At 41.8% G+C, this 22,506-nt stretch carries 19 protein-coding genes, 1 pseudogene and 1 riboswitch; of the genes and pseudogenes, 4 read left to right on the forward strand and 16 right to left on the reverse strand.

All coding sequences use genetic code 11. The features are described 5' to 3' along the window. Positions 1 to 22 precede the first annotated feature (22 nt). Positions 23 to 2,302: a Yip1 family protein gene (locus MNQ98_RS26240; protein ID WP_241930840.1), complete on the forward strand. Its 2,280-nt coding sequence runs from the start codon at positions 23 to 25 to the stop codon at positions 2,300 to 2,302. Between the two features lie 65 nt (positions 2,303 to 2,367). Here the strand turns inward: MNQ98_RS26240 and MNQ98_RS26245 are convergent, their stop codons facing one another. Continuing rightward, entirely contained in the window at positions 2,368 to 2,883 is a 516-nt protein-coding gene (locus MNQ98_RS26245) for a DinB family protein (RefSeq protein WP_241930841.1), read from the reverse strand. Positions 2,884 to 2,937: 54 nt separating this feature from the next. After that, a complete protein-coding gene (locus MNQ98_RS26250) occupies positions 2,938 to 3,354 on the reverse strand; it encodes an NUDIX hydrolase (protein ID WP_241930842.1) in 417 nt (138 codons plus the stop codon). A gap of 462 nt (positions 3,355 to 3,816) precedes the next feature. Between MNQ98_RS26250 and MNQ98_RS26255 the strand changes: the two genes are divergently transcribed. Further along, the gene (locus tag MNQ98_RS26255; RefSeq protein WP_241930843.1) at positions 3,817 to 5,313 is read left to right on the forward strand and encodes an ATP-binding cassette domain-containing protein; all 1,497 of its coding nucleotides are present in this window, start codon (positions 3,817 to 3,819) and stop codon (positions 5,311 to 5,313) included. Positions 5,314 to 5,455: 142 nt separating this feature from the next. On the opposite strand, the gene MNQ98_RS26260 is transcribed toward MNQ98_RS26255, so the two are convergent. Further along, positions 5,456 to 6,010, reverse strand: a complete 555-nt coding sequence (locus MNQ98_RS26260) for a helix-turn-helix domain-containing protein (RefSeq protein ID WP_241930844.1) — start codon at positions 6,008 to 6,010, stop codon at positions 5,456 to 5,458. Between the two features lie 114 nt (positions 6,011 to 6,124). Here MNQ98_RS26260 and MNQ98_RS26265 point away from each other — a divergent pair, with 114 nt between their 5' ends. Next, a complete protein-coding gene (locus MNQ98_RS26265; RefSeq protein WP_241930845.1) occupies positions 6,125 to 6,709 on the forward strand; it encodes a LysE family transporter in 585 nt (194 codons plus the stop codon). A gap of 84 nt (positions 6,710 to 6,793) precedes the next feature. On the opposite strand, the pseudogene MNQ98_RS26270 reads toward MNQ98_RS26265, so the two are convergent. The 3 genes and pseudogenes from MNQ98_RS26270 to MNQ98_RS26280 all read right to left on the reverse strand — a co-directional run bounded on the left by MNQ98_RS26270 (position 6,794) and on the right by MNQ98_RS26280 (position 10,077). Continuing rightward, a pseudogene (locus MNQ98_RS26270) lies at positions 6,794 to 7,732 on the reverse strand (alpha/beta hydrolase). A 46-nt stretch (positions 7,733 to 7,778) separates the two neighbouring features. Further along, positions 7,779 to 8,858 (reverse strand): LLM class flavin-dependent oxidoreductase, encoded by a 1,080-nt coding sequence (locus MNQ98_RS26275; protein WP_241930846.1) that lies wholly within the window; start codon positions 8,856 to 8,858, stop codon positions 7,779 to 7,781. Positions 8,859 to 8,907: 49 nt separating this feature from the next. Beyond that, positions 8,908 to 10,077 (reverse strand): MFS transporter, encoded by a 1,170-nt coding sequence (locus tag MNQ98_RS26280; RefSeq protein ID WP_241934047.1) that lies wholly within the window; start codon positions 10,075 to 10,077, stop codon positions 8,908 to 8,910. Positions 10,078 to 10,483: 406 nt separating this feature from the next. On the opposite strand from MNQ98_RS26280, the gene MNQ98_RS26285 reads away from it, so the two are divergent. After that, positions 10,484 to 11,065 (forward strand): TetR/AcrR family transcriptional regulator, encoded by a 582-nt coding sequence (locus MNQ98_RS26285; protein WP_241930847.1) that lies wholly within the window; start codon positions 10,484 to 10,486, stop codon positions 11,063 to 11,065. Between the two features lie 392 nt (positions 11,066 to 11,457). On the opposite strand, the gene MNQ98_RS26290 is transcribed toward MNQ98_RS26285, so the two are convergent. The 10 genes from MNQ98_RS26290 to MNQ98_RS26335 all read right to left on the reverse strand — a co-directional run bounded on the left by MNQ98_RS26290 (position 11,458) and on the right by MNQ98_RS26335 (position 22,496). Beyond that, positions 11,458 to 12,291, reverse strand: coding sequence for a trypsin-like serine peptidase (locus MNQ98_RS26290; protein ID WP_241930848.1), 834 nt, complete (start codon positions 12,289 to 12,291; stop codon positions 11,458 to 11,460). A 443-nt stretch (positions 12,292 to 12,734) separates the two neighbouring features. Then, entirely contained in the window at positions 12,735 to 14,150 is a 1,416-nt protein-coding gene (locus tag MNQ98_RS26295; RefSeq protein ID WP_241930849.1) for a sensor histidine kinase, read from the reverse strand. A gap of 373 nt (positions 14,151 to 14,523) precedes the next feature. Further along, positions 14,524 to 14,886 carry a hypothetical protein gene (locus MNQ98_RS26300; RefSeq protein WP_241930850.1) on the reverse strand — a complete coding sequence of 121 codons (363 nt, stop codon included), beginning with the start codon at positions 14,884 to 14,886 and terminating at the stop codon, positions 14,524 to 14,526. Between the two features lie 151 nt (positions 14,887 to 15,037). Then, positions 15,038 to 15,126, reverse strand: a riboswitch (cyclic di-GMP riboswitch). A 12-nt stretch (positions 15,127 to 15,138) separates the two neighbouring features. Continuing rightward, positions 15,139 to 15,897, reverse strand: coding sequence for an ABC transporter ATP-binding protein (locus tag MNQ98_RS26305; protein ID WP_241930851.1), 759 nt, complete (start codon positions 15,895 to 15,897; stop codon positions 15,139 to 15,141). Between the two features lie 4 nt (positions 15,898 to 15,901). Then, positions 15,902 to 18,220: an ABC transporter permease gene (locus MNQ98_RS26310; protein ID WP_241930852.1), complete on the reverse strand. Its 2,319-nt coding sequence runs from the start codon at positions 18,218 to 18,220 to the stop codon at positions 15,902 to 15,904. Then, positions 18,205 to 19,503 carry an MFS transporter gene (locus MNQ98_RS26315; RefSeq protein WP_241930853.1) on the reverse strand — a complete coding sequence of 433 codons (1,299 nt, stop codon included), beginning with the start codon at positions 19,501 to 19,503 and terminating at the stop codon, positions 18,205 to 18,207. The genes MNQ98_RS26310 and MNQ98_RS26315 overlap by 16 nt, the downstream gene beginning before the upstream one ends. Further along, a complete protein-coding gene (locus tag MNQ98_RS26320; RefSeq protein WP_241930854.1) occupies positions 19,496 to 20,143 on the reverse strand; it encodes a TetR/AcrR family transcriptional regulator in 648 nt (215 codons plus the stop codon). The genes MNQ98_RS26315 and MNQ98_RS26320 overlap by 8 nt, the downstream gene beginning before the upstream one ends. A gap of 376 nt (positions 20,144 to 20,519) precedes the next feature. Further along, on the reverse strand, positions 20,520 to 21,275 hold the full coding sequence (locus tag MNQ98_RS26325) for an SDR family NAD(P)-dependent oxidoreductase (protein WP_241930855.1): 756 nt from the start codon (positions 21,273 to 21,275) through the stop codon (positions 20,520 to 20,522). Positions 21,276 to 21,333: 58 nt separating this feature from the next. Then, positions 21,334 to 22,119 (reverse strand): MerR family transcriptional regulator, encoded by a 786-nt coding sequence (locus MNQ98_RS26330; RefSeq protein WP_241930856.1) that lies wholly within the window; start codon positions 22,117 to 22,119, stop codon positions 21,334 to 21,336. A gap of 74 nt (positions 22,120 to 22,193) precedes the next feature. Next, positions 22,194 to 22,496 (reverse strand): YfzA family protein, encoded by a 303-nt coding sequence (locus MNQ98_RS26335; protein WP_241930857.1) that lies wholly within the window; start codon positions 22,494 to 22,496, stop codon positions 22,194 to 22,196. Between the last annotated feature and the right edge of the window lie 10 nt (positions 22,497 to 22,506).

Raw genomic sequence — 22,506 nt, forward strand, 5'->3', positions numbered from 1 at the left:
CATGAAAGAAAGAGGTCGTTACATGGCAAAAACAGAATTGACTCCGAATAAACCGGTCAAAAAAAGATTTGCTTGGTTCACGAATCCGATTAAGCGTATTGCACCCCTTACCCCGGGTTGGAAAGGAGCTTTCATTGCGCTGACCTTCATTACTTTATGTATTTATTTCGTGCAAGGATATCTTCTTCTCGGGACGCGGGGCGCCTTCGATTATTTGACCGGGACCATACTATTCCTGTTGGCGATCGTACTCATAACTGGCATTATTACCGGGATGCTTCACTGGGCGAAAAAAATGCCTTCGCGTTACGCTTGGCTGGCGCTTGCCTCGTTTTGTTTGCTGTTCATCAGCTTCATTGGCCCGATGCAGCTAATGTTTCTGGTGACTTTATCGGTCATTATCGCTTTTTCCTTATTTGGTTCACTCCTATTCCGATGGATAACCGGAGCATATCGTGAGGCGAAGACGATCTCGAAAGTGATGGCTGGAGTTGTCGCAGCTGTGACGTTCGGCTACATCTGCATCGGCGGGTATTGGCTGCTAGACAACAGCAATACAGATTTGGCAAAGCCGTACCGGCTGCAAGCAATGAAACCGGCAGACCGTTACCCAACAACGATGGCGAATCCAGCAGAACAAGGATCGCTTAAAATCAAAACATTGACATATGGCAGCACGAATAGCTATCGAAAGGAGTTTAATGCGGAAGGATCGCTTGTAACGAAGCAAGTGGACGGATCGGATTTTGTAAAAAAATGGTCGTCGATCCGTACAAGCACGTTTGGCTTTGGACCGGACGCGATGCCGCTAAATGGGTTAGTCTGGTATCCCGATGGCGAAGGCCCATTCCCACTTGTCGTCACCGTTCACGGCAATCATCCCGCGACCGACTATTCGGATCCGGGTTATGAATATTTGGGCAAGCTGCTGGCGAGCCGCGGGTATATATTCGTATCGATCGACGAAAATTTCCTCAATTCTTCCCCGTATGACGACTTATTTATGCTGAACGTGTTGGAGAAGGAAAATCCGGCCCGGGGATGGCTAATGCTGGAGCATCTGAAGGTATGGAACGAATGGAACACAACGAAAGGCAATCCATTTTACGGCAAAGCGGACATGAGCCGGATCGCGCTGATCGGTCACTCCCGCGGCGGCGAAGCGGTAACGGTGGCTGCGGCATACAACAAGCTGCCGGCTTCCCCAGAGAACGGCAACATCAAGTTCGACTATAATTTCGGCATCCGTTCCGTCATTTCGATTGCAGGTACCGATGGGCAATACAAGCCTGCGGGACAGCCGACGGTGTTGGAGGATTTAAACTATTTGGCCCTACAGGGAGCACATGACATGGACGTCAGCTCGTTCGACGGAGCGAGCCAATACAGCCGAATCGGCTTTACGAACGACAGTGATTATTTTAAAGCGTCGGTGTATATGTACGGGGCGAACCACGGGCAATTCAATACCGTATGGGGGAGTACCGACGGTGTTGGACTAGGCAACAAGCTGTATAATACGGCCCAACTTATCCCGCAGGAAGAACAGCTGCAAGCGGCGAAAGTGCTAATCTCATCCTTCCTGGATGCGACGCTGAAAGGGAGTAACGAATACCGTACCGTTTTCCAGGACCTTGGCTACGCCCGGGAGTGGCTGCCTGACACCATGTACATCGGCAATTATATGGATTCGCATACGAAACTCATCAGCAGCTTCGACGAAGACATCGATCTTGGTACGACAACCTTGGCTGGAGGGCGGCTGATCGGGGAAGGATTAAAGGAGTGGAAGGAAGAAAAAGTTAAGATGAAATTCGCGACTGAGCAGTACAGCGCAGTTCGCCTCGGATGGGATCGTGCGACAGCTTCCGGCATTCCTGGCTACACAATTATTTTGCCGGATGACGGGGTCAATGTGACCAATCATAGCTCGATTGTTTTTGCTATGGCCGATGTGAATGACGAGAAAGAAGCTTCCGGCACGGATGCCCTCGTCGACTTAACTGTAAAAGCCGAGGACAAGAACGGCAATACAGCCGCTTTACCACTAAGCAGCGAAGCTAGCTTGCTGCCGATGTTCGAAGGAAACATTGTCAAATGGCCGTTTACCTCATCCTTGCCGACGAAGGAGCCGATATTTCAAAACTTCGCCTTCAGGCTGGACGATCTGAAAAAGGTCAACCCGAATTTTCTGCCGGAGGAGATGAGAAAAATCAGCTTCGTGTTCGATAAGACAGAGAAAGGAACGATACTGGTCCGAGACATTGGCATCCGCAACGATGAAACCGTGACCGGCCCCTAAATCGGAACGAAATCAAAAGCACGGTCCAATATCATTCCATCGCTATCTTCACCTACCCTTAAACGTCAGATAAAATCTGGCGTTTTTTGTTGTTTATCATCGGCTGATGGGCCGTAGAGACCCGGCACCGGTATATCAAGAAGCCGCAGATATACCCCCAGCTGTGCACGGTGGTGGATCATGTGGCTTATTCCGAAGGTTCGAAGCGCAAGGGCCCGCGGCTGACGATGGATAATCATCTCACCATGTCGCAGTGTCCAATCCTCACGGAGATACTCCTCATCACTATCGGTTAACAGCTTGCTGAGCTCACCCGCTCTCGTATCAAATTCCTCGAGAATCACTTTGCGGCTCTCCAGTGCCGCCCGACTTGGCGGCGCCGCTGCTAGATCAAACTCAGGGCAACGAAGGATTGCCTCCTGCCAGATGAACAAGTTGACGATATGTGTGGCCAGCTCACCGAGACTCATCGATCTCTCATGCGGCTTCCACGTCAAGTGCTCCTCAGGAATGCTCTCCAATATGCAACGCGTACCGGCAAACTCCTGCATAACGTCCCCGACCATCAGCTCTTTAACCATTTCCCGCTCCTCTCTCGTACCAAAAAAATGACGAATAAAATGTGAATCTTCTTATTAACATTCACCCTGAAAAACATACGGTGCAGCTGCTTTTAATAAGCTTTCTACTCCACCTGGATGATAAGGCATTAAGTTATTAGCAGTATCTTTATCCACCCATTTGATCTCGACGATTTCGTTCTCATCTTCAATCGTAATTTGCCCCTCTATAATTTTTGCTGCAAATGTAATCATTAAACCGTGATGCCCATGTCTTGTAAAAAACGCTTCATTAACGGCAATAATACTCCCTACTTCGACTACTAAACCAGTTTCTTCTTTTGTTTCGCGAATAATTGCCTGTTCTAAGGTTTCTCCTATATCAACTGCCCCACCTGGTAGTGACCAAGTTGAATGCCGATTATTAACCATTAATACTTTTTCTGTTATTTCATCATAAATAAACGCATATACAACATCTACTCTTTTCATATATAACACCTCTTGATATTGATCTAATTAGACTATAACACTATTGCGATCTTCAACTAAAGCAACCGAAATGCATGAAAAAAGCCAAGAAAATCATTTTGGAGTTGCTCGGCTTGTGTAATCCCGAATTGACAGAAGAATTGTAAAATGCTAGATTGAAGTTAATATTTTTTGAACGGAGGGTGAATCATTTGAGCAATTGTTTATTTATTAAAAAAGCAAATAACTTAATAAATAAACAAGAAGCTGAATTCACCTACAATCATATTTAATAAATTTATATATGGTGTTTTATTCCATATATAGTATGTTTTTATTTCTATTTTTGAAATAGATTTCGAACGAGATGCTTCTGTTTATAAACAGAAGCATCTTTTTTTGTTGAAAAAAATTTGGGGTGATGTATATGAACAAATAATAATAAAACCTCTAAAACAATTTGAAACGAAATGAGGTAGCAAAATGATTGAAATCAAAAACATAACAATCCACACAACAAAAGACAGTCGGACACTAATACAAGATTTTAATTTAAGTATTCAAAGTGGAGATAAATTAGCATTCATCGGTGAAGAAGGAAATGGAAAAAGCACATTGTTAAAATTAATATACGATGAGCAATTAATCGCAGATTACTGCACCTACGAAGGAAAAATTATTAAAAATGATTATTCATTGGGATTTCTTTCACAGGAACTAACAGATGAAGAAAAGCAAATGACCATTACCGACTATTTTATAGAAAATAATTGGAATAAGGATTTATTAAAAGCGATGAATGACTTTGGTATTGAATCATTGGTTTCAGAACAAAAGATAGGCGTTCTTTCAGGTGGTGAACGGTTTAAATACCGCTTTTTACAGCTGCTAGCTTTAGACCCCGATGTCCTTCTGTTAGATGAACCAACGAATGATTTAGATATTCAAACGATGGAATGGTTAGAAGTATTTATTCAGCAGACGGCTAGACCGATCTTATTGGTATCACATGATGAAACATTTATTAGTAATACAGCCAACGGCATTATTCATATGGAACAAACACAACGCAAACAAGTACCAAGATATACGATTTCGAGAGAGCCATATGAAACATATCTCTCCAATCGAGCGAACCATTTGAATAAACAAGAGCAGGTAGCGAAAAAACAAGCCTCTGATCATAAAAAACAAATGAACAAATGGAATGACGTATGGCAAAAGGCGGAACATCAACATCAGAATGTGTCTCGGTCAGATCCAAGATTGCAAAAGAAAATAAAGTCATTAAAAAATCAAAAGAAACGCATTGAAAGAGCGACTGAAGCATTCCAAGATGCGCCGAGTGTGGAAGAAGCAAGCGAATTTCAATTCGATTCAACAATTCATGTGCATAACAGTAAAAAAATACTCGACTTTTCATTAGAAACACTACAAGTAGCAAACAAAAAGTTATCGCAAAATATCCATTTATCCATTACTGGGCCAGAAAAAGTAACGATTATTGGAGAAAATGGCGTTGGGAAAACGACGTTGTTAAAAAAAGTGAAAGATGAGTTAATCCAACATTCTTCATTAAAGATAGGCTACATGCCACAAAACTATGAAGACCTATTGGATTTATCAAAAACACCGATTGAGTTTTTAGACACAACAGGGAATAAGGAAGCGATCACGAAGGCTTTTACGCATTTAGGTAGTATGAAATTTACGTCTGATGAAATGCATCATTCAATGGAAAACCTAAGCGGAGGGCAAAAAGCGAAGTTGCTTATATTAAAAATGATATTAGATCAGTGTGAAGTACTTATTTTAGATGAACCAACAAGGAACTTCAGTCCATTAACGACGCCTGTTCTATGCAGTGCACTAACGGCTTTTGAGGGTGTTATTATTAGTATTTCACATGATCGCCGGTATTTAAATGAAGTAGCAACAACTATTTATGAACTAACTTCTGAAGGTTTAACAAAAATATGATAGGATCATATTCCATCTTCTCAAAGTATTATCTATTAAAATTTAACCTAAAAAACATCCGTTCGCTTATAATCAAAATAAGCAAACGGATGTTTTTGTTGTAATTTTCAAACAACTTTATTATTCAGCGATAAACCCTTTTTTAGCTTGGATAATATATCGTCATACTTAATCGGGTTAAGGTTTCTCCAGAATTATAATATGTGTGAGGTCTATCAGCTCTAAATCTGATTGAATCACCACTTTTTAATTTATATTCACATTCACTGACACGAATAGTTACTTCTCCATCAAATACAGTGATAAATTCCTCAGTTCCCTCTCTATGGGAATCAGAACTTAATAGCCCTTCATTTTCAATTTCAACAGAGTAAATTTCAAAGCGTCTATCCTCTTGGAAGGGAAAGTAGGGAAATACTCTATACCTTCCATTGTCCTCAGACAATACTTGAATTTCATTTTTTAAAACAACTTTAGTATCAGGCTGCGGATTATTTATTAGGGAAGTAAAGGAGATCTTTAATCCATTAGCTATTTTCCAAATCGTTGTGAGACTTGGACTTGACTCTCCTCTTTCAATTTGCCCTATCATCGTTTTGCTTACTCCACTTAATTGAGAGACCTTTTCCAAACTTAATTTTTCCTTCTCTCTGAGAGCTTTTAAATTTCTTGCAAGAATAAGATGAATTTCCTCCATAAACTCACTCCCATAATATGTACAATATAACGACCGGTATGTATAATAAAAAGCACGACGTTATATCGTCTATTTCGAACATTATAACATACACACTAAAAAGGAGCTCCCAAAATGCCTATATTTTCATTTTTGTTATTTGTCTTTATTACCAGTTTTACTCCAGGTCCCAACAATATCATGGCCATGGCGTTTGCGAATAAACATGGATTAAAAAAAACAATTGTATTTAGTTTAGGCGTAGGTGTCGGATTTTTTGTTATCACATTATTGTGTAGTTTTTTCAATATCATACTTACAAGTGTTATGCCAATAATTGAATTTCCTTTGACCCTTTTCGGTGTAGGTTATATGTTATATTTGGCTTATAAAATACTTACCAGTAAAGATATTGGCGGCGGACATGATGAAAATAGTAGAAACTTTTTCTTAATAGGAATCTTGTTACAATTTGTTAATCCGAAAGGTATTCTGTTTGGGATTACAGTAGTAGCAACCTACATTCTCCCCTATTACACTTCATATTTCAGCTACCTTCTATTCTCATTGTTTTTAGGAATGGTTGGTGTAATGAGTACATTTAGTTGGAGTCTATTTGGTTCGATTTTTCAAAAGTTCTTATTACAATACAGACAACAGTTTAATATTATTATGGCCGTTCTATTGGTATATAGCGCTTTTTCAATTCTATTCCAATGAAAAACCCCCTTCACATGTATCTGATAAGTCAGATCCTGCAAAGGAGGTATTAATACTGAACTTACAGACAGCCCCTAGAATCGATTAAGGGTTAAGCGCTCTCGCCATCGCATCCACATAGCTTTGGCTGGCGCGCTGGCTCACTTCCGCTTCGGGAACGAATACTTCAAAGCAGTGGAAAGTACCGGGATACAGATGAAACTCGACGTCTACGCCCGCTTCCGCAAGGCGCGTCACATATTCGATCGTCTCATCTCGGAATAGATCAAGCTGGCCTACGCATGTATAGGTTGGCGGCAGCCCCGCCAAGCTTTCCGCTCTCGACGGCACCGCATATGGGGATACCTCGATATCGTTAGCACCCTCGCCCAAGTACATGCTCCAGGCCGACAAATTGTTCGTCCGGTTCCAAGTTGCGTTGTCGGCCGTAATTTCATGGCTCGATGCCGTCATATTGCGGTTGTCGATCATCGGATACAGCGGCATTTGGAAGATGATGGCTGGCCCGCCTTTGTCGCGAACCATTAAAGCAAGCGCTGCGGTCAGACCGCCGCCCCCGCTTGCACCGGCAATCGCGACGCGATCCACATCGATACCCAGCAACTCAGCTTCGTCCGTCATTCATATCAAGCCGGCATAACAGTCATCGATGGCAGCTGGATAGGAGTGCTCGGGAGCAAGTCGATAATCGACCGATACGACAACGCAATTAGCCGCCTGTACGAAGCGTTCGCACAAAGTATCGTCCATATCGGGATGTCCCATGACATAGCCTCCCCCGTGAATCCACAGCATGGCCGGAAGCTTCGCGTCAGTTCGCTGGGCGGGCTCGTAGATTTTAACCAGCATCTCGCCTACTGCGCCCGGAATCATCTGGCTTGTCGTACGTACGTGCTCTGACTTCTCAATCGGAGGATTTGACAACAAACTCCTGCTCCACTCTAAATTTCCCTCCAGTTGAAAACCTGGAAATAGTGCTAATGTCGACCGCAATTCCGGCAATACCCGACTTTCAAAATCCATGTCAATTCCTCCTATAATTAAATATGCTCGCGAATCAATTGTGGTTTTATGAATCAAGATTGAATGATGATCCTTGTTTCGTCTCAGCTTCCCATTTAGAAATTTCCTCTCGAACCCGGGGCGCTACCTCTGTTCCTAACAGCTCAATAGCTCTCATCACTTGGTCATGCGGCATCGTACTTAACGGTACATACAGCATAAAGCGTGTAACGCCTACATTTTTGCGAAGGTGAATGATCTTCTGAGCAACCGTCTCCGGATCGCCGACATACAGTGCACCTTCAAAGCTGCGCGCGGCATCATAGCTAGAACGATCATAATGTGCCCAGCCCCGCTCCTTGCCCAATCTATTCATACCTGCCATGGTAGAAGGAAAAAATGTATCGGCAGCTCGTTCCGTATTCTCTCCAACAAATCCTATCGAGTGTGATCCAACCTTAAGCCGTGATTCATCATGACCAGCGTGCGCAGCTGCTTTCTTATAAAGCTGCACGAGCGGTGCAAAATTCATCGGTTTCCCACCAATTATCGCTAGCATTAGAGGCAATCCTAACAAACCTGCACGGACAGCAGACTCCTGTCTACCCCCGCTGCCAACCCATATCGGTAAAGAATCCTGAACGGGCCGTGGATACACGCCCAAATTATTAATCGCTGGCCGATGCCCGCCCTTCCAGGTTACTTTTTCGGACCCCCGTATTTTTAGGAGCAATTCCAAATGTTCTTCAAACAGCTCATCATAATCATTTAAGTCATAGCCAAACAATGGAAAGGATTCGATAAAGGAACCCCTGCCCGCCATAATCTCCGCACGTCCATTTGAAATACCATCGAGCGCAGAAAAATCCTGAAAAACGCGCACCGGATCAGCTGAAGAAAGCACCGTCACTGCACTAGTCAGCCGAATCCGTTTCGTCTGTGAGGCAGCCGCAGACAACACCATTGCTGGTGAAGATGCCGCATAATCTTCCCGATGATGCTCCCCTACACCAAACACATCAAGTCCCACCTGATCGGCAAGCACAATTTCCTCTACCACTTCACGCAATCGCTGTGCGTGGCTTATCACTTCACCAGTCTGAACATCCGGCTTTGTTTCTACAAACGAAGTAATACCTATTTCCACGTGAAATCTCTCCTATTTCAAATTTTTCTCCGTAAACATACAAGCAATCTTATTTTAATGCGGAGGCCGTAGCGCGCCTGGTCATTGCCCAAAATAGAAGAGCTAAAACACTAACAGAAGCCCCGAGCAAAGATACTCCGTCCCAGCCATAATGTGCATATATATGGGTCGAAGCAATTGAACCGCTAGCACTGCCGATGGAATAGAAAATCATGTATCCGGCAGTAAGCCGGCTACGTGCCTCCGTACGCAATGGAAGGATCATAGTTTGATTCGTGACATGTACGGCCTGCACTGCCAAGTCAAGAAGAACAATACCAATGACCAATGCGAACAGCGACTGTTCTGTATAGCTGATGAACAACCATGAAATCAACAATAGGATCAAAGCAATGCCCGTCGTTCTCTGTCCGTAACCTCGATCAGCCAGCTTCCCTGCTCGTGCTGCAGCTAACGCTCCTGCTACTCCTACAAGACCAAATGCTCCAATTGCACTGTGAGAAAGAGATAATGGCGGCGCGCTAAGGGGCAGTACGAGTGAAGTCCACAAAATGCTGAAATCAGCAAAAATCAGCAGCGCCAGAACAGAGCGGATGCGTAACATCCGTTCTTGTCTAAACAGCATAAGCACCGATCCAAGCAACTGAGGATAGGACACTGACTTTACCTCGCGCTGGGCATTGGGCAACACCCTAAAAAACATCCAAACCATAAAAAGCATCAGCGCAGCAGAGACTAGATATACGGAACGCCAACCCGCAAGATCCGTTAATATCCCTGCAATGGACCGCGCAAGAAGTATGCCGATTACAATCCCGCTTGTTACAATGCCAACGACACGTCCTCGTTCGGCAGGGGCGGCCATCGTTGCCGCGAACGCTACAAGAGTCTGAGTCACAACTGCAAGCAGTCCCACCAAAGCCTTACCTGCGAATAGTACCGTGCTGGTAGAAGCAGTTCCAACTATAACCAAAGCTATTATGGATAATAACATTTGGCCGATAATCAAGCGGCGCTGGTTAATCAAATCTCCAAGCGGTACCAGCAGCAGCAATCCCAATCCATAAAAGATCTGAGTGATGGTAATAACAATGCCAATAATGGAATGGTCAATACCAAACTCACTCGACAGTTGATCGAGTAACGGCTGTGCGAAGTAGATATTGGCGACTGACATCCCGCAAGCAGCCGCAAATAATAGTGTCACATAGCGAGACATGGAAGCACGATGATCTGAATTAGACGTAATCGGCTGCGCCTGTGACGAATCCGCCTTTCTATCGGCATTGACTGCTACTTCTTCTATAACCTCCTCCATTTTGTGTACACCTTACCTCCATTCATTTAATTGTCGAGTACAATACTGTACCGATCGGTATGTTATAATTCCCAGTAAATATATCTCACGGTTACTCTTAATGTCAACAATTATATTTGATTTCACTGGTTATAATTTAATATGCATCTTCTCTTATTAGGATAAACTAACCTACATTTGACAAAGTAAAACGCTAATTATAAAATTATAATATACTGTTCGGTACGTAAATAGAGCAGTTGGTAGTCACCTACAATCGGAATCATTGAGTAATGAAAAAAATCAAGAATAACGAGAGGTATTCATAATGGCAAGAACCCGCGAATTTGACGAAGAAAAAGTATTAGATGCAGCTATGCAACTATTTTGGGAGAAGGGATATGAGGCTACTTCATTAAGCGATTTAACTTCCAGAATGGGCATTCAACGCCCCAGTATATACTCTGCCTTTGGAGACAAAAAAGAATTGTTCGAAGCCGCACTACGCAAATACACAATGTCCCGCGCTTCCGATGTGCGAACTAGACTTCAAAACCATTCATCGGTAAAAGAAGCATTTTCTACTTTTTTTGAAGGTGTGGTTGCTGAGGAATATTCAGAAGATCGAAGTCGGGGCTGCTTTTGCATCAATACCATGGTCGAACTTGCGCCTCATGATGAGAAATTTGAAATTCTGACAAGGGAACATCAAATGTACCTATCTGTCATATTTCAAGAAACCATTGAACGAGGTATACAATCAGGTGAGCTCGAGGCCAATACAGACGCTAAGGCTTTATCACAGGCGCTAATCGTATCGTTGATCGGACTAACCGTAATGATGAAGTCTCGTCCACAGCGATCATTTGTTGATAATGCGATTAAAGCGACACTTACATTGCTTAAGTAATTCGGACTGAGTCTCGTTTTACTGTGCTGATTTAATGTATGAAAAAAACCGAGCAAATCTCGGGAAATAATCCTGAGGTTTCTCGGCTTCGTTAGAACTTATTTGCCTCTTTTGTTTTAGATGAAGTCATTAAAGGAGATTTTGAAATAAGAATTTCAATCCAATTGCGGAGTTAATTGATTATGACAAAATCGGTATGCTAGGTCACTCTTTTGTCTTAATCGAGTTCACTTAAACAACGTTTGATTGCTCAAACGATTTTTAGCCTTTATAGCTAACTTATTTTTTTGCTGTAAACAGATGAAACGCCTAACATTTCGCTTGAAGAACGCGGTTTTTTCACCTGATCCTTCTCCAAAAAGTTGTTAGGCGTTGTCAAACAAATACGCTGATCAAGGATCCTCAGTACGAGCGTGCTTCACGAGTCTTGTTAGGTCTGAGCCACCGGAGCACCAGTTCTCGGTTCCGGAAGCGAAAATAGTGCCTTCTGCTGAAGCTACGGCTACTACTTGGGGATCATTGGACCAGAACCCAAACATCGGACCGCCGGATTGGCCTGGTTTCATGTCAGCGGAGGTGGTCATAGCCCGTCCCGTACCGTAATCCCACTCGTCTTCATCAAGATTCTTATTCTTCTGAAAAATAGGAGATAGACCGGATGCTATATCAGTTGGGTACCCAATGTTAAACCAAAAATTCTCGTCGTCCCAGCTGCTGTCATATGTGCGCACACCCATGAACCCGAAACGGTCACCAATGCGCTGGTCGGTCACTATCACAGCGTAATCTTCATCAACATTAGTTGCACCGACATCGCCGGGACCATGGATTTTCGTAAAGTAATGTACCTTCACCCCCTGTGCAGTTGCCGCCACTGTTCCACCTGCACGATGCACCTCGATAGTTACACTTAAAGCATTCCAGTCCAATACGTGACTGGCAGTAAGGACATGGCGAGGCCCGATAATTACACCTGAACCCACAAAAGGGCCACTTAGGATCCTGCATACACATCCCCAAGGGTATTTGAGATCGTTGTAGGTGCGCCGATCGTCATCACCCCAAATGACAAGCGGATCGACAGGAATACCTCGGTGCTGTAAACGAGGCTGAGTCGAACGTTGTACGGACATCGGCTTTACGGTAGACCCGACCCAGGCGGGTCGGTGTCCCGGTATAAGGTCTATTCGGTCAACTTCACCCCGTTTGATAGGCCGTATTTCCATGCGTCGACTAACCGAGAGATCCGACCAAAGCTTACGCAGATGCTCCGGTACCTCTTCAGTGGCTTCAAGGGTTTTGCCACGGTCGCGAAATTCGCTCCAAGTGAGTGGTCGGTCGACCTTTGGTAGACAGCCCTTATCTTCAGTAATATTTTCATCTGAAATCATATGAAACCTCCTCTTTTAGTTGATGGTCTTGAGTAAACAAGACGTCAAGCAAAGTCCACTCAACTAAAAACCTTAAATTAATCTTCCCCCCATCCAAGCAAATATTCACAGTATTTGATATCAAATGTAAACAGTCTCCAAGACAAAACACAAATAGCCCCAGTCGAGTAGACCCGGAGCTGCCTTCACACTTGATTCCGGAGCCGAATTGGGAACGGTTTTATAAAAGAACCAGTTGGACGTTATGTAGTTGGTATGAGCACAAGTATTCCTTTTCATCAACATTCTCTAAACCATATAGTGAATGTAGATCCGATGTCTTTTGAGCTTGTTACCTCTACAGAAGCATGATGTTCATCAATAATAAATTTGGCAATAGATAAACCAAGACCAGTTCCCTCGATCTTACCTCGAGAATGATCCGCCCTGTAAAAACGATCAAAAATGCAGGGAATTTCAGATTTATCTAATCCAATCCCTGTATCTTTAATGCTTATCCCAACCATATTATTGTTTGTTGTAAAAGATAATTCGACTGAACCCTCTAGGGTATATTTAAAGGCATTGTCTATAAATATTAGTAGCAATTGTTGTACATAGTCACTGTTACCTAAGATATATACATTATTTAACACAGAGATATCATTGTGAAGCCATTTGACTTTTTTAGGCATTACATCAACTTGCCGAATAACTTTTTCCACAATAGGTTTAAACTCTATTTCTTGAAGTTCTATCTTTAACCTAGAGTCCGATCTGGCAAGAAACAGTAAATCGTTAACCAATTTTCTCATGCGCTCAGCTTCATCGACGATATCATGAATGCATTCAATCGAATCCTCCAATTCTGAATCACCGATTGACTTATTCAACCACACTTTCTGTAAGAGTTGTGCATTTCCTAAAATAGACGTTAATGGTGTACGAAGCTCGTGAGATGCGTCCGCCACAAATCGTTGTTGATTAATATACATATAATTAATTTTTTCAAAATTGATCTCTATGCTTTCAAGCATAAAATTAATAGCTGTAACCAATGTTCCAACTTCATCTTTAGACCTTTTATAGAATACTCTGTTTTTTAATTCACCTGTATTTCTTATTTTCTCCAGGTCCTCGATCATCGATTGTAATGGTTTAAGGGTAACTTTTGATAGCACCCTTCCCGATACAACTGCCAATAATACGACACTCAAAGTAAGTATATACAGAGCATAACGTAGTATTTTAAAAAAATTTTCAAATTGGCTTACATTAACAGCTGATTGTACTACCCCTACAATATCACCATTAAAAGTTAACGGAGCAGAATAGATCAAGACAGGCGATTCTAACAAAGATACAGTATCAAAATAAGCCGTAGTTACTTTTTTGCCCTCTACTGGCAACTCTAAGTACCCTAAGTTACTAGACTTAATAATAGCACCGTTAAAAAAATTTGTAATTTGAAAAAACATTCCCTTTTGGAGACTAGCCCGTTCATCAATACTAATCAATAAGTTCCAATCTCTTCTCGATATCTCTAACTCATACGAAATGGATTTTCGAACCAATCCAGCCTCATAGGCCAAATTTTTTTTTATATCCTTATATATATATTGATGCAGGAAGAAATACAGTGCCATCCCAAAAACAATTAACATAACCATTAATATCAAAGAGTGGACCAATGATAATTTTGTTTTTAATGTCATTTGTTTCAACGCCCTTGGTTTTATATGCAAGTTAAGATATCACACAAACCTTAAACACATATTAAAATATGGTAAATTAAGCAATATACGGCTTAGCCTGAGCGTTGTGAAGCCGAAAAACACAGTTGTTTCAAAAAACATTAGGTATAAAAATTTTAAAAGGTGCAGGAATTGCCTCTGCATTTTCCTACCACTCCCTACACTACTCTTCATTTCTTGGCAGATAAAAAAGCCGAGCAAATCTCGGGAAATAATCCTGAGATTGCTCGACTTTGATGCGAGTTTATTTTCTTTTCAGCACCACTCTAGCTTTGAAATAAAGCTGGATCAGAAATATCGCTTGAACTTTTATGCAAGAAATAAACCAAACTTCTTAATCTTGTTCTAAGTGCGGCAAAGGAAATGGAGAATAAACGATTGTATCACCATCTTCATCTAGCTTTAGTATAATGACAAAGTCGGCACCATTACTACTATCTCCTCGAGGCATTGGAAAGATCATTGGAGGACAACGCAATTCTGTATACGGTGAATATTTTTTGAAATCATCCATCGCAAAATTTAGAATTTCATCTATTTTGTCGTATAAAATATTTAAACCTCCTATAATAAAGTCACAATATTGTTTAGACTGCTGGTACTTTTCAGCTAGTTTTTGTTTGTATTCCTCAACGGTTAAAAAACAAACTTCCCAATCCAAAGGAAATATTCCTAAATGATAAGTATGTATTTTCATGTTTTCATTCCTCATTTCTAATGGATTCTAACTTCAAAATTATCACTTTCCAACTAATGGAGCAGAGAAAGAAATTATATGCCTTTAAGTTTTCTAATCATTGATAAAACTAAGACCTGCCATTTGTTAAGGGCAGGTCTTGTTCTCGATGCTCTGCGGCCAGGCTATCATAACGCTTATAACGCCTTAGATCCTACGGCCTTGCGTCCCTGCCTTTTGACAGGTTTGCCCTTATCATCTTCCAACAACAAATCATATTCCTATTTCCAACATTTTCACGGTTACTTTCTCGACCCTACCATCCATATCCGTCCCGTCAAACTTCGGAAGCTTCAGTTCGCTCACGATGTTTCCGTCGCGCATAAACATAATGCGCTCCGTCTGCGCCGCAACCTTGGCGTCGTGAGTTACAAACATAACCGCAGTACCTTCCGCGTTGATTTCGGAGAATATGTCCATAATCTCCTGCGCAGATTTTGAGTTGAGCGCACCTGTAGGCTCATCACCGAAGATGATTTGCGGGCTGTTCATAAGCGCACGGCAAATTCCCGCACGCTGAAGCTGACCTCCCGACACCTGTGTAATGTTGCGCTTTTCCAGTTCCGCAATACCAACCTTTTTCATAAGCACTCTTGCCTTTTCGGTAATCTTCGCAGCGTTTTTTCTGTTATCCCGCATTGAAGGAAGAATGATGTTGTCGAGAATATTCAGATTTTTTAGCATAGTCGGCTGCTGAAAAACAAATCCCATCTTTGTTCTCCGTATATCTGCAAGCTCATTCTCAGAGGCCGCCGATAAATCCTTGCCGTCAAAAACGACCTTTCCGCTATTAACGCCATCCGTTCCGCTCAGCGCAAACATCAGCGTCGATTTTCCCGAGCCCGAAGGTCCCATAACCGCAACGAACTCACCCTCGTTTATTTCTACGGACACGCCGCCCAGAACATTGCGCTTCTCATCGCCTTCGCCGAAAGATTTTACTATATGGTCACCGATAATAATCTTCTTCATATGCCTACTCCTTTATGTTCTCGGAAATTTTAATTTGTCCTGCGCCCGATGTGCCGATTATTGTTGCGATAAGTACCGAGCATATCATCATCAGCGGACTAAGCAGATACGCCGAAAGCGGATTGACCGCAAAATGAAACGTCGACGCTCCAAACGAGGAGATCACCGCGCCCGCAAGCATCTCTCCGAGAGTGTTCGCCAGAAGCGTGCCGAGAACAATTCCGACAATCAGAACGAATACCGAACGCGAAACATACTGCGCCTTTATATCCGAGTTTGTAAAACCGAACGCTTTCATGACGGCAATAGAATATCTGTCTTTTGCGACAAGCATTTTCATAAACAACAGTGTAACCAATACCGTTATAATCAGCGCGACGGCAATTGCAGAATAGGAGGCCTTTCCGACGGAGCTTATTGTCGAGCCGTATGTCTGTACAATATATTCATCAATGTCCGAAACCTTTGCATAATCAAACCTGTCCGCATATTCCGAAACCTTACTGTCGATAAGAGACTGATCTGAAAGCTCCGCACAGATCACGTACCACATAATGTCCGCCGAATTGTCGGTGAAAACAGCCTTTGCCGTTTTACCTCCGTTGGTAATGTCGGAATAAATGCCGCTTACCGTGAGATTTTTTTCCTTCCCCTCAATCACCAGTGTAATGATTTCGCCGACCTTTTTGCTCAGCTCATCCGCGTTCATAGCCGAAAGCGCTATTTCGTCTTCTGCGGCGGGGGCTCTTCCCTCGGAATATTCTACAGGGAATATTGAATGGTCGCCGAGCTCAATTTTTAACCTTTCCTCCGAGCCGTCCTCCGTCTTTGCCTTGAATGTTTTTGTTGTAAGCATGCCATACTTTGAAATGGCATTGTCGCTGCTCATCGTTTTTAATATTTCAGCGGCTTTTTCAGAAATATTGTCAGTCTGCTGAATGTCTATGCGCATATCGCTGTTACCTATCCCCATATATTTGATGAAGCTTTTTGAGGAGATCGTGTTGTACAGGTTCTGCGGAACAATAATGATAAATGCCGAAATCACCAGCACCGCAAGCATTGTGGCGTAAAGTTTTTTCCTTGCGAGAACATCTTTGACACCGAGAAAAATATTCGTGTTAAACAGCCTGTTTCCGCTCAGGTTAAAACGCTTTGCACCCGCGTTTTTTTCGTGTGAAGTGCCAAAGCGGATTGCTTCGGCGGCAGATATTTTCCGAAAGCGTCTCAGCACTCCGCTTACATAGGCAATTATTGCAAGGAATACAAGCAGTATGCCGATTATGCCGAACAACAAGGCAAAAGAAGAATTTTCGCTTTCACCCATATAAAGCCGGATATTTTCTAGAAGCATGCCTCTGAACACAAATGAAAGTGCAAATCCGAGAGTACAACCAGCTGCCGCAATCACCGCGTATTTTGCAAGATAAATCTTTTTTATGTCGGAAACACGTAGCCCTATTGCTTTCATAACACCTATTTCGCGGTAGTCGTCTTCGATTTTCGCAAGGAGCGTAAAGCGTATGCACATAAATGCGATTGCAACGACAAGCGCACTTACAAGAAGTATGACCGCAATCATCAGCCCATCGGAGATGGCATTGAGCATTTTGAAAAGCGGATATGTAATTGTCGGTCCGTTTGCTTCAAGTCCTGCGGAGGTGTAAGCAGTTTCGAATGCGCCAATTTCAGACAAGTCCTTTAATCTGAACTCAATCAGATATTCCGTGCTTCCGAAATTCTTTATTGCCGCATAATCATTTTCGCTCACAAGAAACCTCTTTGACGAGGCAAGCAACGAATTCATCTGTGAATCGCGTAGAAATCCCGCAACGGTAAATTTCTTTCCGTCTATCACAACCTTATCACCGACTTTTGCAGTGCCGTCCTTCATATAACCTACCGGAACATAAATCTCCCCATCGGATACATTTATAACGTTTCCGTCAAGATCAAGGAGATAATCAAATTTTTCGCTCTGTGTGCTGAAGCCGTTGTCCTGAACATTGGCCGCAAGCGAGTTTCCGTCAATTACAATCTTCGCACCGTCAACATTGAGAAATTCAAGCACCTGAAATTCATCGACATTGCTGTTCTCCTCCGCGAAATCCGCAAGCCGTACAGTATCAATATCACCCGAATGCATCTGCATAAAATGCGGAGTTTTTGCCTGCTTCATGAGTGTATCTATCGAACCCGAAAGATTTACGACAAGTATCGCCGAAAGAGAAACAAGCATAGCCGCGGCAGCGACAAAAATCGTTGTTGTCAGCGTAATTATTTTGCTTTTTAAAATATCATTGCGGATTATTCTGTAATACATAAGTCACCTCTGTTTTCTAGCTTTTTAACTGATTTTGCGTTATACAGAATTACCGAAGTCACACATAACAGCATCCCAGCGATTATAATGAGAAATCCCGTTCCTCTGCCGCTGCCCGTGCCGATGATCTTTCCCACACTGTCAGCAAGCACTCCGCCGTCAACTAATAAAGGAGTAAACACATAGTCCGCCAGCACACCCGAAAGCGCATAAGCGGCAACAAATCCAAGCTGAGAAATGATTCCTATCAGTGACCATGCTCTGCCCTGAACGGAATTATCAATGTTGGTGCGAACAAGAAAATCAAGACTTATATTTGCAAAAGGCATCATCGCAAAAAAGAGGAATCCTGAAACACTGATCCAAATAATATGTTCACGAAATCCGAACGCCGCCATAAACATTCCTTCACAAAACAGCGCAATCGAAAGAATTTTCACATAACCCTTTTTTATTGGAAGAAATCCTATTATTACACTTGATACGAGCATCCCCGAAGCGACAATAGTTTCAATCGTTCCAATTACGGAACTGTCCGTGAAAGCAAGCAGCATAGGTATGGAAAGTGTCTCAATAAATCCGAGGAAAAATGTCAGCACTGATGTTATGATCATAAGAACAAGCACACCTCTGTTATTAGAAACTGCCCGCCAACCCTCTTTGAATTCGTGGATAAACGATTTAGCCTGTTCGCATGTCTTGGAAGCAAGACCGCTGCGTACAACAAGAGTACTAGTAACGGTGACAAAAAAAGTGCAAATGTCGATTATAAGCAATAGCTTTATATCCGAAACAGTTAGCAAAAATCCTGCAATAATCGGCGAAATCAGAAATTTTGCCGAGCCCGCCAATTGGACAAGACCGCTTGCCTTAGTGTACTGCTCCTCGGTAAGCAAATCCGTAACCGTCGCTTTGTATGCGGGATCAAGCAGCGATGAAAACACCGAGCTTATTGTAACTCCCACGCAAATCTGCCATAGCTGTGCTTCTCCGCGAAGCATACAAATTAGGATGAATACAAGTCCTATCGCGGAAAGACTGTCGCCTAACACCATTAACAGTCTGCGGTCATAGCGATCTGCAAGTACTCCCGCATAGGAGCTTAAGAGAAGCGACGGCATAAACGCAAGCAAGGTTACAAGTGCCATTGCCGATGCCTTTCCTGTCTGCTGGAAAACAAAAATCCCTAGCCCGAACGATGTAAGCCCGCTTCCTATTGCTGAAGTAAGCTGTCCCGACCACAATAGAAGAAATTTTCTGAAGGATTTTCCCGATTTATTCATAGCTGCTTCCGTCTCCTCCACCAAACATCTGCATAGTGTCCATAAGACTTCCACTTTCTGCACCGAGCAGCCTTTCTACGTTGCAAACAAAGGCCAGCATTCGTGAACCGCGCTCCTCGTTCGTCATTGTAACCATATCATCATCAAAAACGGTATTCGCATATATCACAACCATTTCCATGCATTCATACGGAAACGGTGTGCTGAATAGTCCCTGCCCAATGCCCTCGCGGATGATTCCCGTCAGTATCGGCGGAACGCCATTGATTATAACCTTTTGAATTTTTTGATGCATAAGCGCGTTCTGCGGCTTGTGAATGTGGTCCATAATTACCTCACTGCTTCCGCCGCTTATGTTCATTGCCATTACAGCGCGGATCACGCGCTCGATCACGGGTATGCTTTTATCTGCGGCAACTTCCTGCGCCGCACCTAAAATACGGACACTATACCGCTCAATCAGCGCGTCCATAATATCCTCCTTCGACTTGAAGTGATAATACAGCGTTCCCCGCGCAATTCCGACCTTTTCGAGAATATCATTTGTACTTGTGCCATCAAAGCCCTTCTGACCGAAAAGCTCATCCGCCGCGTCAAGTATTTCGTTCCTGCGTTCCTCCGCTTCTTTTACAACTCTCATTTTTACATCTCCTTATCATAAACCGACCGACTGTCTGTCGGTAATATAATAACATACTATTTTAAGTTGTCAAGAGATGCCAAATCTCGTCACAAACTGACCTTGAAATTACTCTCACCAGAAGTTTTCGACTCCAATGTTTATTAAGGCATGAAAAAAGTGAACCGACATGTATCTATGCTCAATTACACGGTAAGCTGATTTTCTGTGCTGCGATTATTAACAAATATGAACCAAGCAAATTTGAAAATCCCTATAAAAAAACTACCCGCTAGAAGAAATAGCGGGTAGTCAGTATACAACTTTGTTTTAATTCAGCAGATAACTAACTATCTCAATAATTACTTTCTTATCATAATCGTTCAAACTTCAATAATTACAGATGACTTCCACCAGTTACATCCATATTATGCCCAGTAATAAAACTCGCTTTTTCACTCGCTAGAAACGAAACAACATTTGCAATTTCTTCTGGTTGACCCTCTCTTTTTAAAGCACTCATATTCTTTGCATTTTCTTGACCTTCTTCTGTATGCAGCCAGTTAGCAGTTGAATCCGTATCAATGATTCCAGGCATTACGGAATTAATCGTAATTCCTTTTTCACCTAATTCCTTTGCCAGTGTAAACGTCATTGTATTAATTGCGCCTTTTGTCATGCTGTATACCATCATATGAGGAAATGCGATACGTGTCACACCTGATGATAGGTTTATTATCCTGCCATTGGATTCTAAAAGTCCGATTAGAGATTGTGTAATAAAATATGGTGCTTTAACATTTGCATTGAATAGCCGATCGAACTCATCATAGTCCACTTCTCCAAATCCATTTGATGCAGCATGTCCAGCATTATGAACGATTGTATGCAGTGATACATTATTATCTTGGATTATCAATTTTTTAGTTTTCTCAATAAACTCTTTAATTCTTTCACTGGAATTGAAGTCACCTTGAATTAACTGTGCTTGTCTGCCAATTGATTCAATTTCCTCTTTGACCTGATTGGCTTTTTCAATATTTTGATTATAATGTAATAATAAATTGAACCCATCATTTGCAAGTTGGATTGCAATTGCCTTTCCTATCCCTCTAGAAGCTCCTGTTACCAATGCGTAATTATTGTTCTTCATGTGTTAACTCCTCCTTTAAAGAGAGTCTAAAGGTTAACCTAAGGGTAAGGTCAATTACTTAACACTTAGAAGGAAAAATAAATTCCGAAAGGCGCTTGGAGGAATATAGATAATCATCCGAGGTTAATATACGTTCATAAATATATGGTTCGGATAATTTTAATTCGTTATTTTTCATTATTTCATTTATCCTTAATACCGACTCTTCTTGATAAGGGTCAATTTCACAGAAAAACTTTTGCGTTTGAAAACCAAAATATCTTGTCACTCCCGATTGATTCAATTCCTGGTTTTCTAATGGTAGGGCGATACTAACAGGATGAATTTTATTATCTGTCATTTTATATTTGATGATTTTTTCATTTTTTTTAACATTAAGTTCATTAATCAATTCCTCTGAATTATTCAGCGCTACACATATATTTTCATTTGGTAATAATTCATATTCATATACGATCAATGATTCTAGATACTCTTCATTGACTTCATTATTTAAAATCGCAATCGGATGATTCAGCTCTTTCAATTTATTTATTGCTTGATTTGCCTCTTTTATCTTATTCATTTCCAGTTGAAGCTTTTCTTCTATCAAGTTATTTATTTCATCATCTGATAACTTTCTATGAATGATTTTACTGATGTCATTCAAGGTAAATCCTGCTTGTTTCAACAAATTTATTCGTTTAGCAGTTAGTAACTGATTCTTATCATAATATCGGTAATCATTATCTGGATGAATAAACACAGGGTTCAAAATATTATGTTCATCATAAATATACAAAGCTTTTCGTGATAAGCCAGTTAACTTGCTAAAATCTTTTATCAGAAGTAAATTATTATTCACTAATAAAACACCTACTATCAATTCTATTTAAACTTATAATACACATTACAGGATTTAAATTTAGTGTATCCTTTTTATAAACATTTTAACTTATTTTTAATGCTGGAAAAGATGTCTGTTACTGCTTTTGCGAGTATAGCAATGACGCAGACCACCGTGCACAGGTTGAAAAATGGGAAGCTATAAGGAGTGATCCATTCAGTAAAGAGCTCCGATTGTAAGATCCTACCCCATAAGTTACCGGAATCGTTTATGTTCGGTTCCAATGATGTGCCATCAACGGCGATAAAGATTAATTGCACAATGAGAAAAACACCAAGGGTAATAACCCAACTTCTTATTCGATTCGGATGATCTTTTTTTCGTTTGTCTGTCATTTGACCAGTT

This window comes from Paenibacillus sp. N3/727, assembly GCF_022637315.1.
Taxonomy (GTDB): Bacteria; Bacillota; Bacilli; order Paenibacillales; family Paenibacillaceae; genus Paenibacillus_AQ; species Paenibacillus_AQ uliginis.

What these genes read in the sequence shown, in the direction of transcription:
- MNQ98_RS26240 (WP_241930840.1), top strand. Translation starts at nt 23, where the DNA reads ATGGCAAAAACAGAATTGACTCCGAATAAACCGGTCAAAAAAAGATTT.
- MNQ98_RS26245 (WP_241930841.1), bottom strand. Translation starts at nt 2,883, where the DNA reads ATGGTTAAAGAGCTGATGGTCGGGGACGTTATGCAGGAGTTTGCCGGT.
- MNQ98_RS26250 (WP_241930842.1), bottom strand. Translation starts at nt 3,354, where the DNA reads ATGAAAAGAGTAGATGTTGTATATGCGTTTATTTATGATGAAATAACA.
- MNQ98_RS26255 (WP_241930843.1), top strand. Translation starts at nt 3,817, where the DNA reads ATGATTGAAATCAAAAACATAACAATCCACACAACAAAAGACAGTCGG.
- MNQ98_RS26260 (WP_241930844.1), bottom strand. Translation starts at nt 6,010, where the DNA reads ATGGAGGAAATTCATCTTATTCTTGCAAGAAATTTAAAAGCTCTCAGA.
- MNQ98_RS26265 (WP_241930845.1), top strand. Translation starts at nt 6,125, where the DNA reads ATGCCTATATTTTCATTTTTGTTATTTGTCTTTATTACCAGTTTTACT.
- MNQ98_RS26280 (WP_241934047.1), bottom strand. Translation starts at nt 10,077, where the DNA reads ATGTCTCGCTATGTGACACTATTATTTGCGGCTGCTTGCGGGATGTCA.
- MNQ98_RS26285 (WP_241930847.1), top strand. Translation starts at nt 10,484, where the DNA reads ATGGCAAGAACCCGCGAATTTGACGAAGAAAAAGTATTAGATGCAGCT.
- MNQ98_RS26290 (WP_241930848.1), bottom strand. Translation starts at nt 12,291, where the DNA reads ATGGAAATACGGCCTATCAAACGGGGTGAAGTTGACCGAATAGACCTT.
- MNQ98_RS26295 (WP_241930849.1), bottom strand. Translation starts at nt 14,150, where the DNA reads ATGACATTAAAAACAAAATTATCATTGGTCCACTCTTTGATATTAATG.
- MNQ98_RS26300 (WP_241930850.1), bottom strand. Translation starts at nt 14,886, where the DNA reads ATGAAAATACATACTTATCATTTAGGAATATTTCCTTTGGATTGGGAA.
- MNQ98_RS26305 (WP_241930851.1), bottom strand. Translation starts at nt 15,897, where the DNA reads ATGAAGAAGATTATTATCGGTGACCATATAGTAAAATCTTTCGGCGAA.
- MNQ98_RS26310 (WP_241930852.1), bottom strand. Translation starts at nt 18,220, where the DNA reads ATGTATTACAGAATAATCCGCAATGATATTTTAAAAAGCAAAATAATT.
- MNQ98_RS26315 (WP_241930853.1), bottom strand. Translation starts at nt 19,503, where the DNA reads ATGAATAAATCGGGAAAATCCTTCAGAAAATTTCTTCTATTGTGGTCG.
- MNQ98_RS26320 (WP_241930854.1), bottom strand. Translation starts at nt 20,143, where the DNA reads ATGAGAGTTGTAAAAGAAGCGGAGGAACGCAGGAACGAAATACTTGAC.
- MNQ98_RS26325 (WP_241930855.1), bottom strand. Translation starts at nt 21,275, where the DNA reads ATGAAGAACAATAATTACGCATTGGTAACAGGAGCTTCTAGAGGGATA.
- MNQ98_RS26335 (WP_241930857.1), bottom strand. Translation starts at nt 22,496, where the DNA reads ATGACAGACAAACGAAAAAAAGATCATCCGAATCGAATAAGAAGTTGG.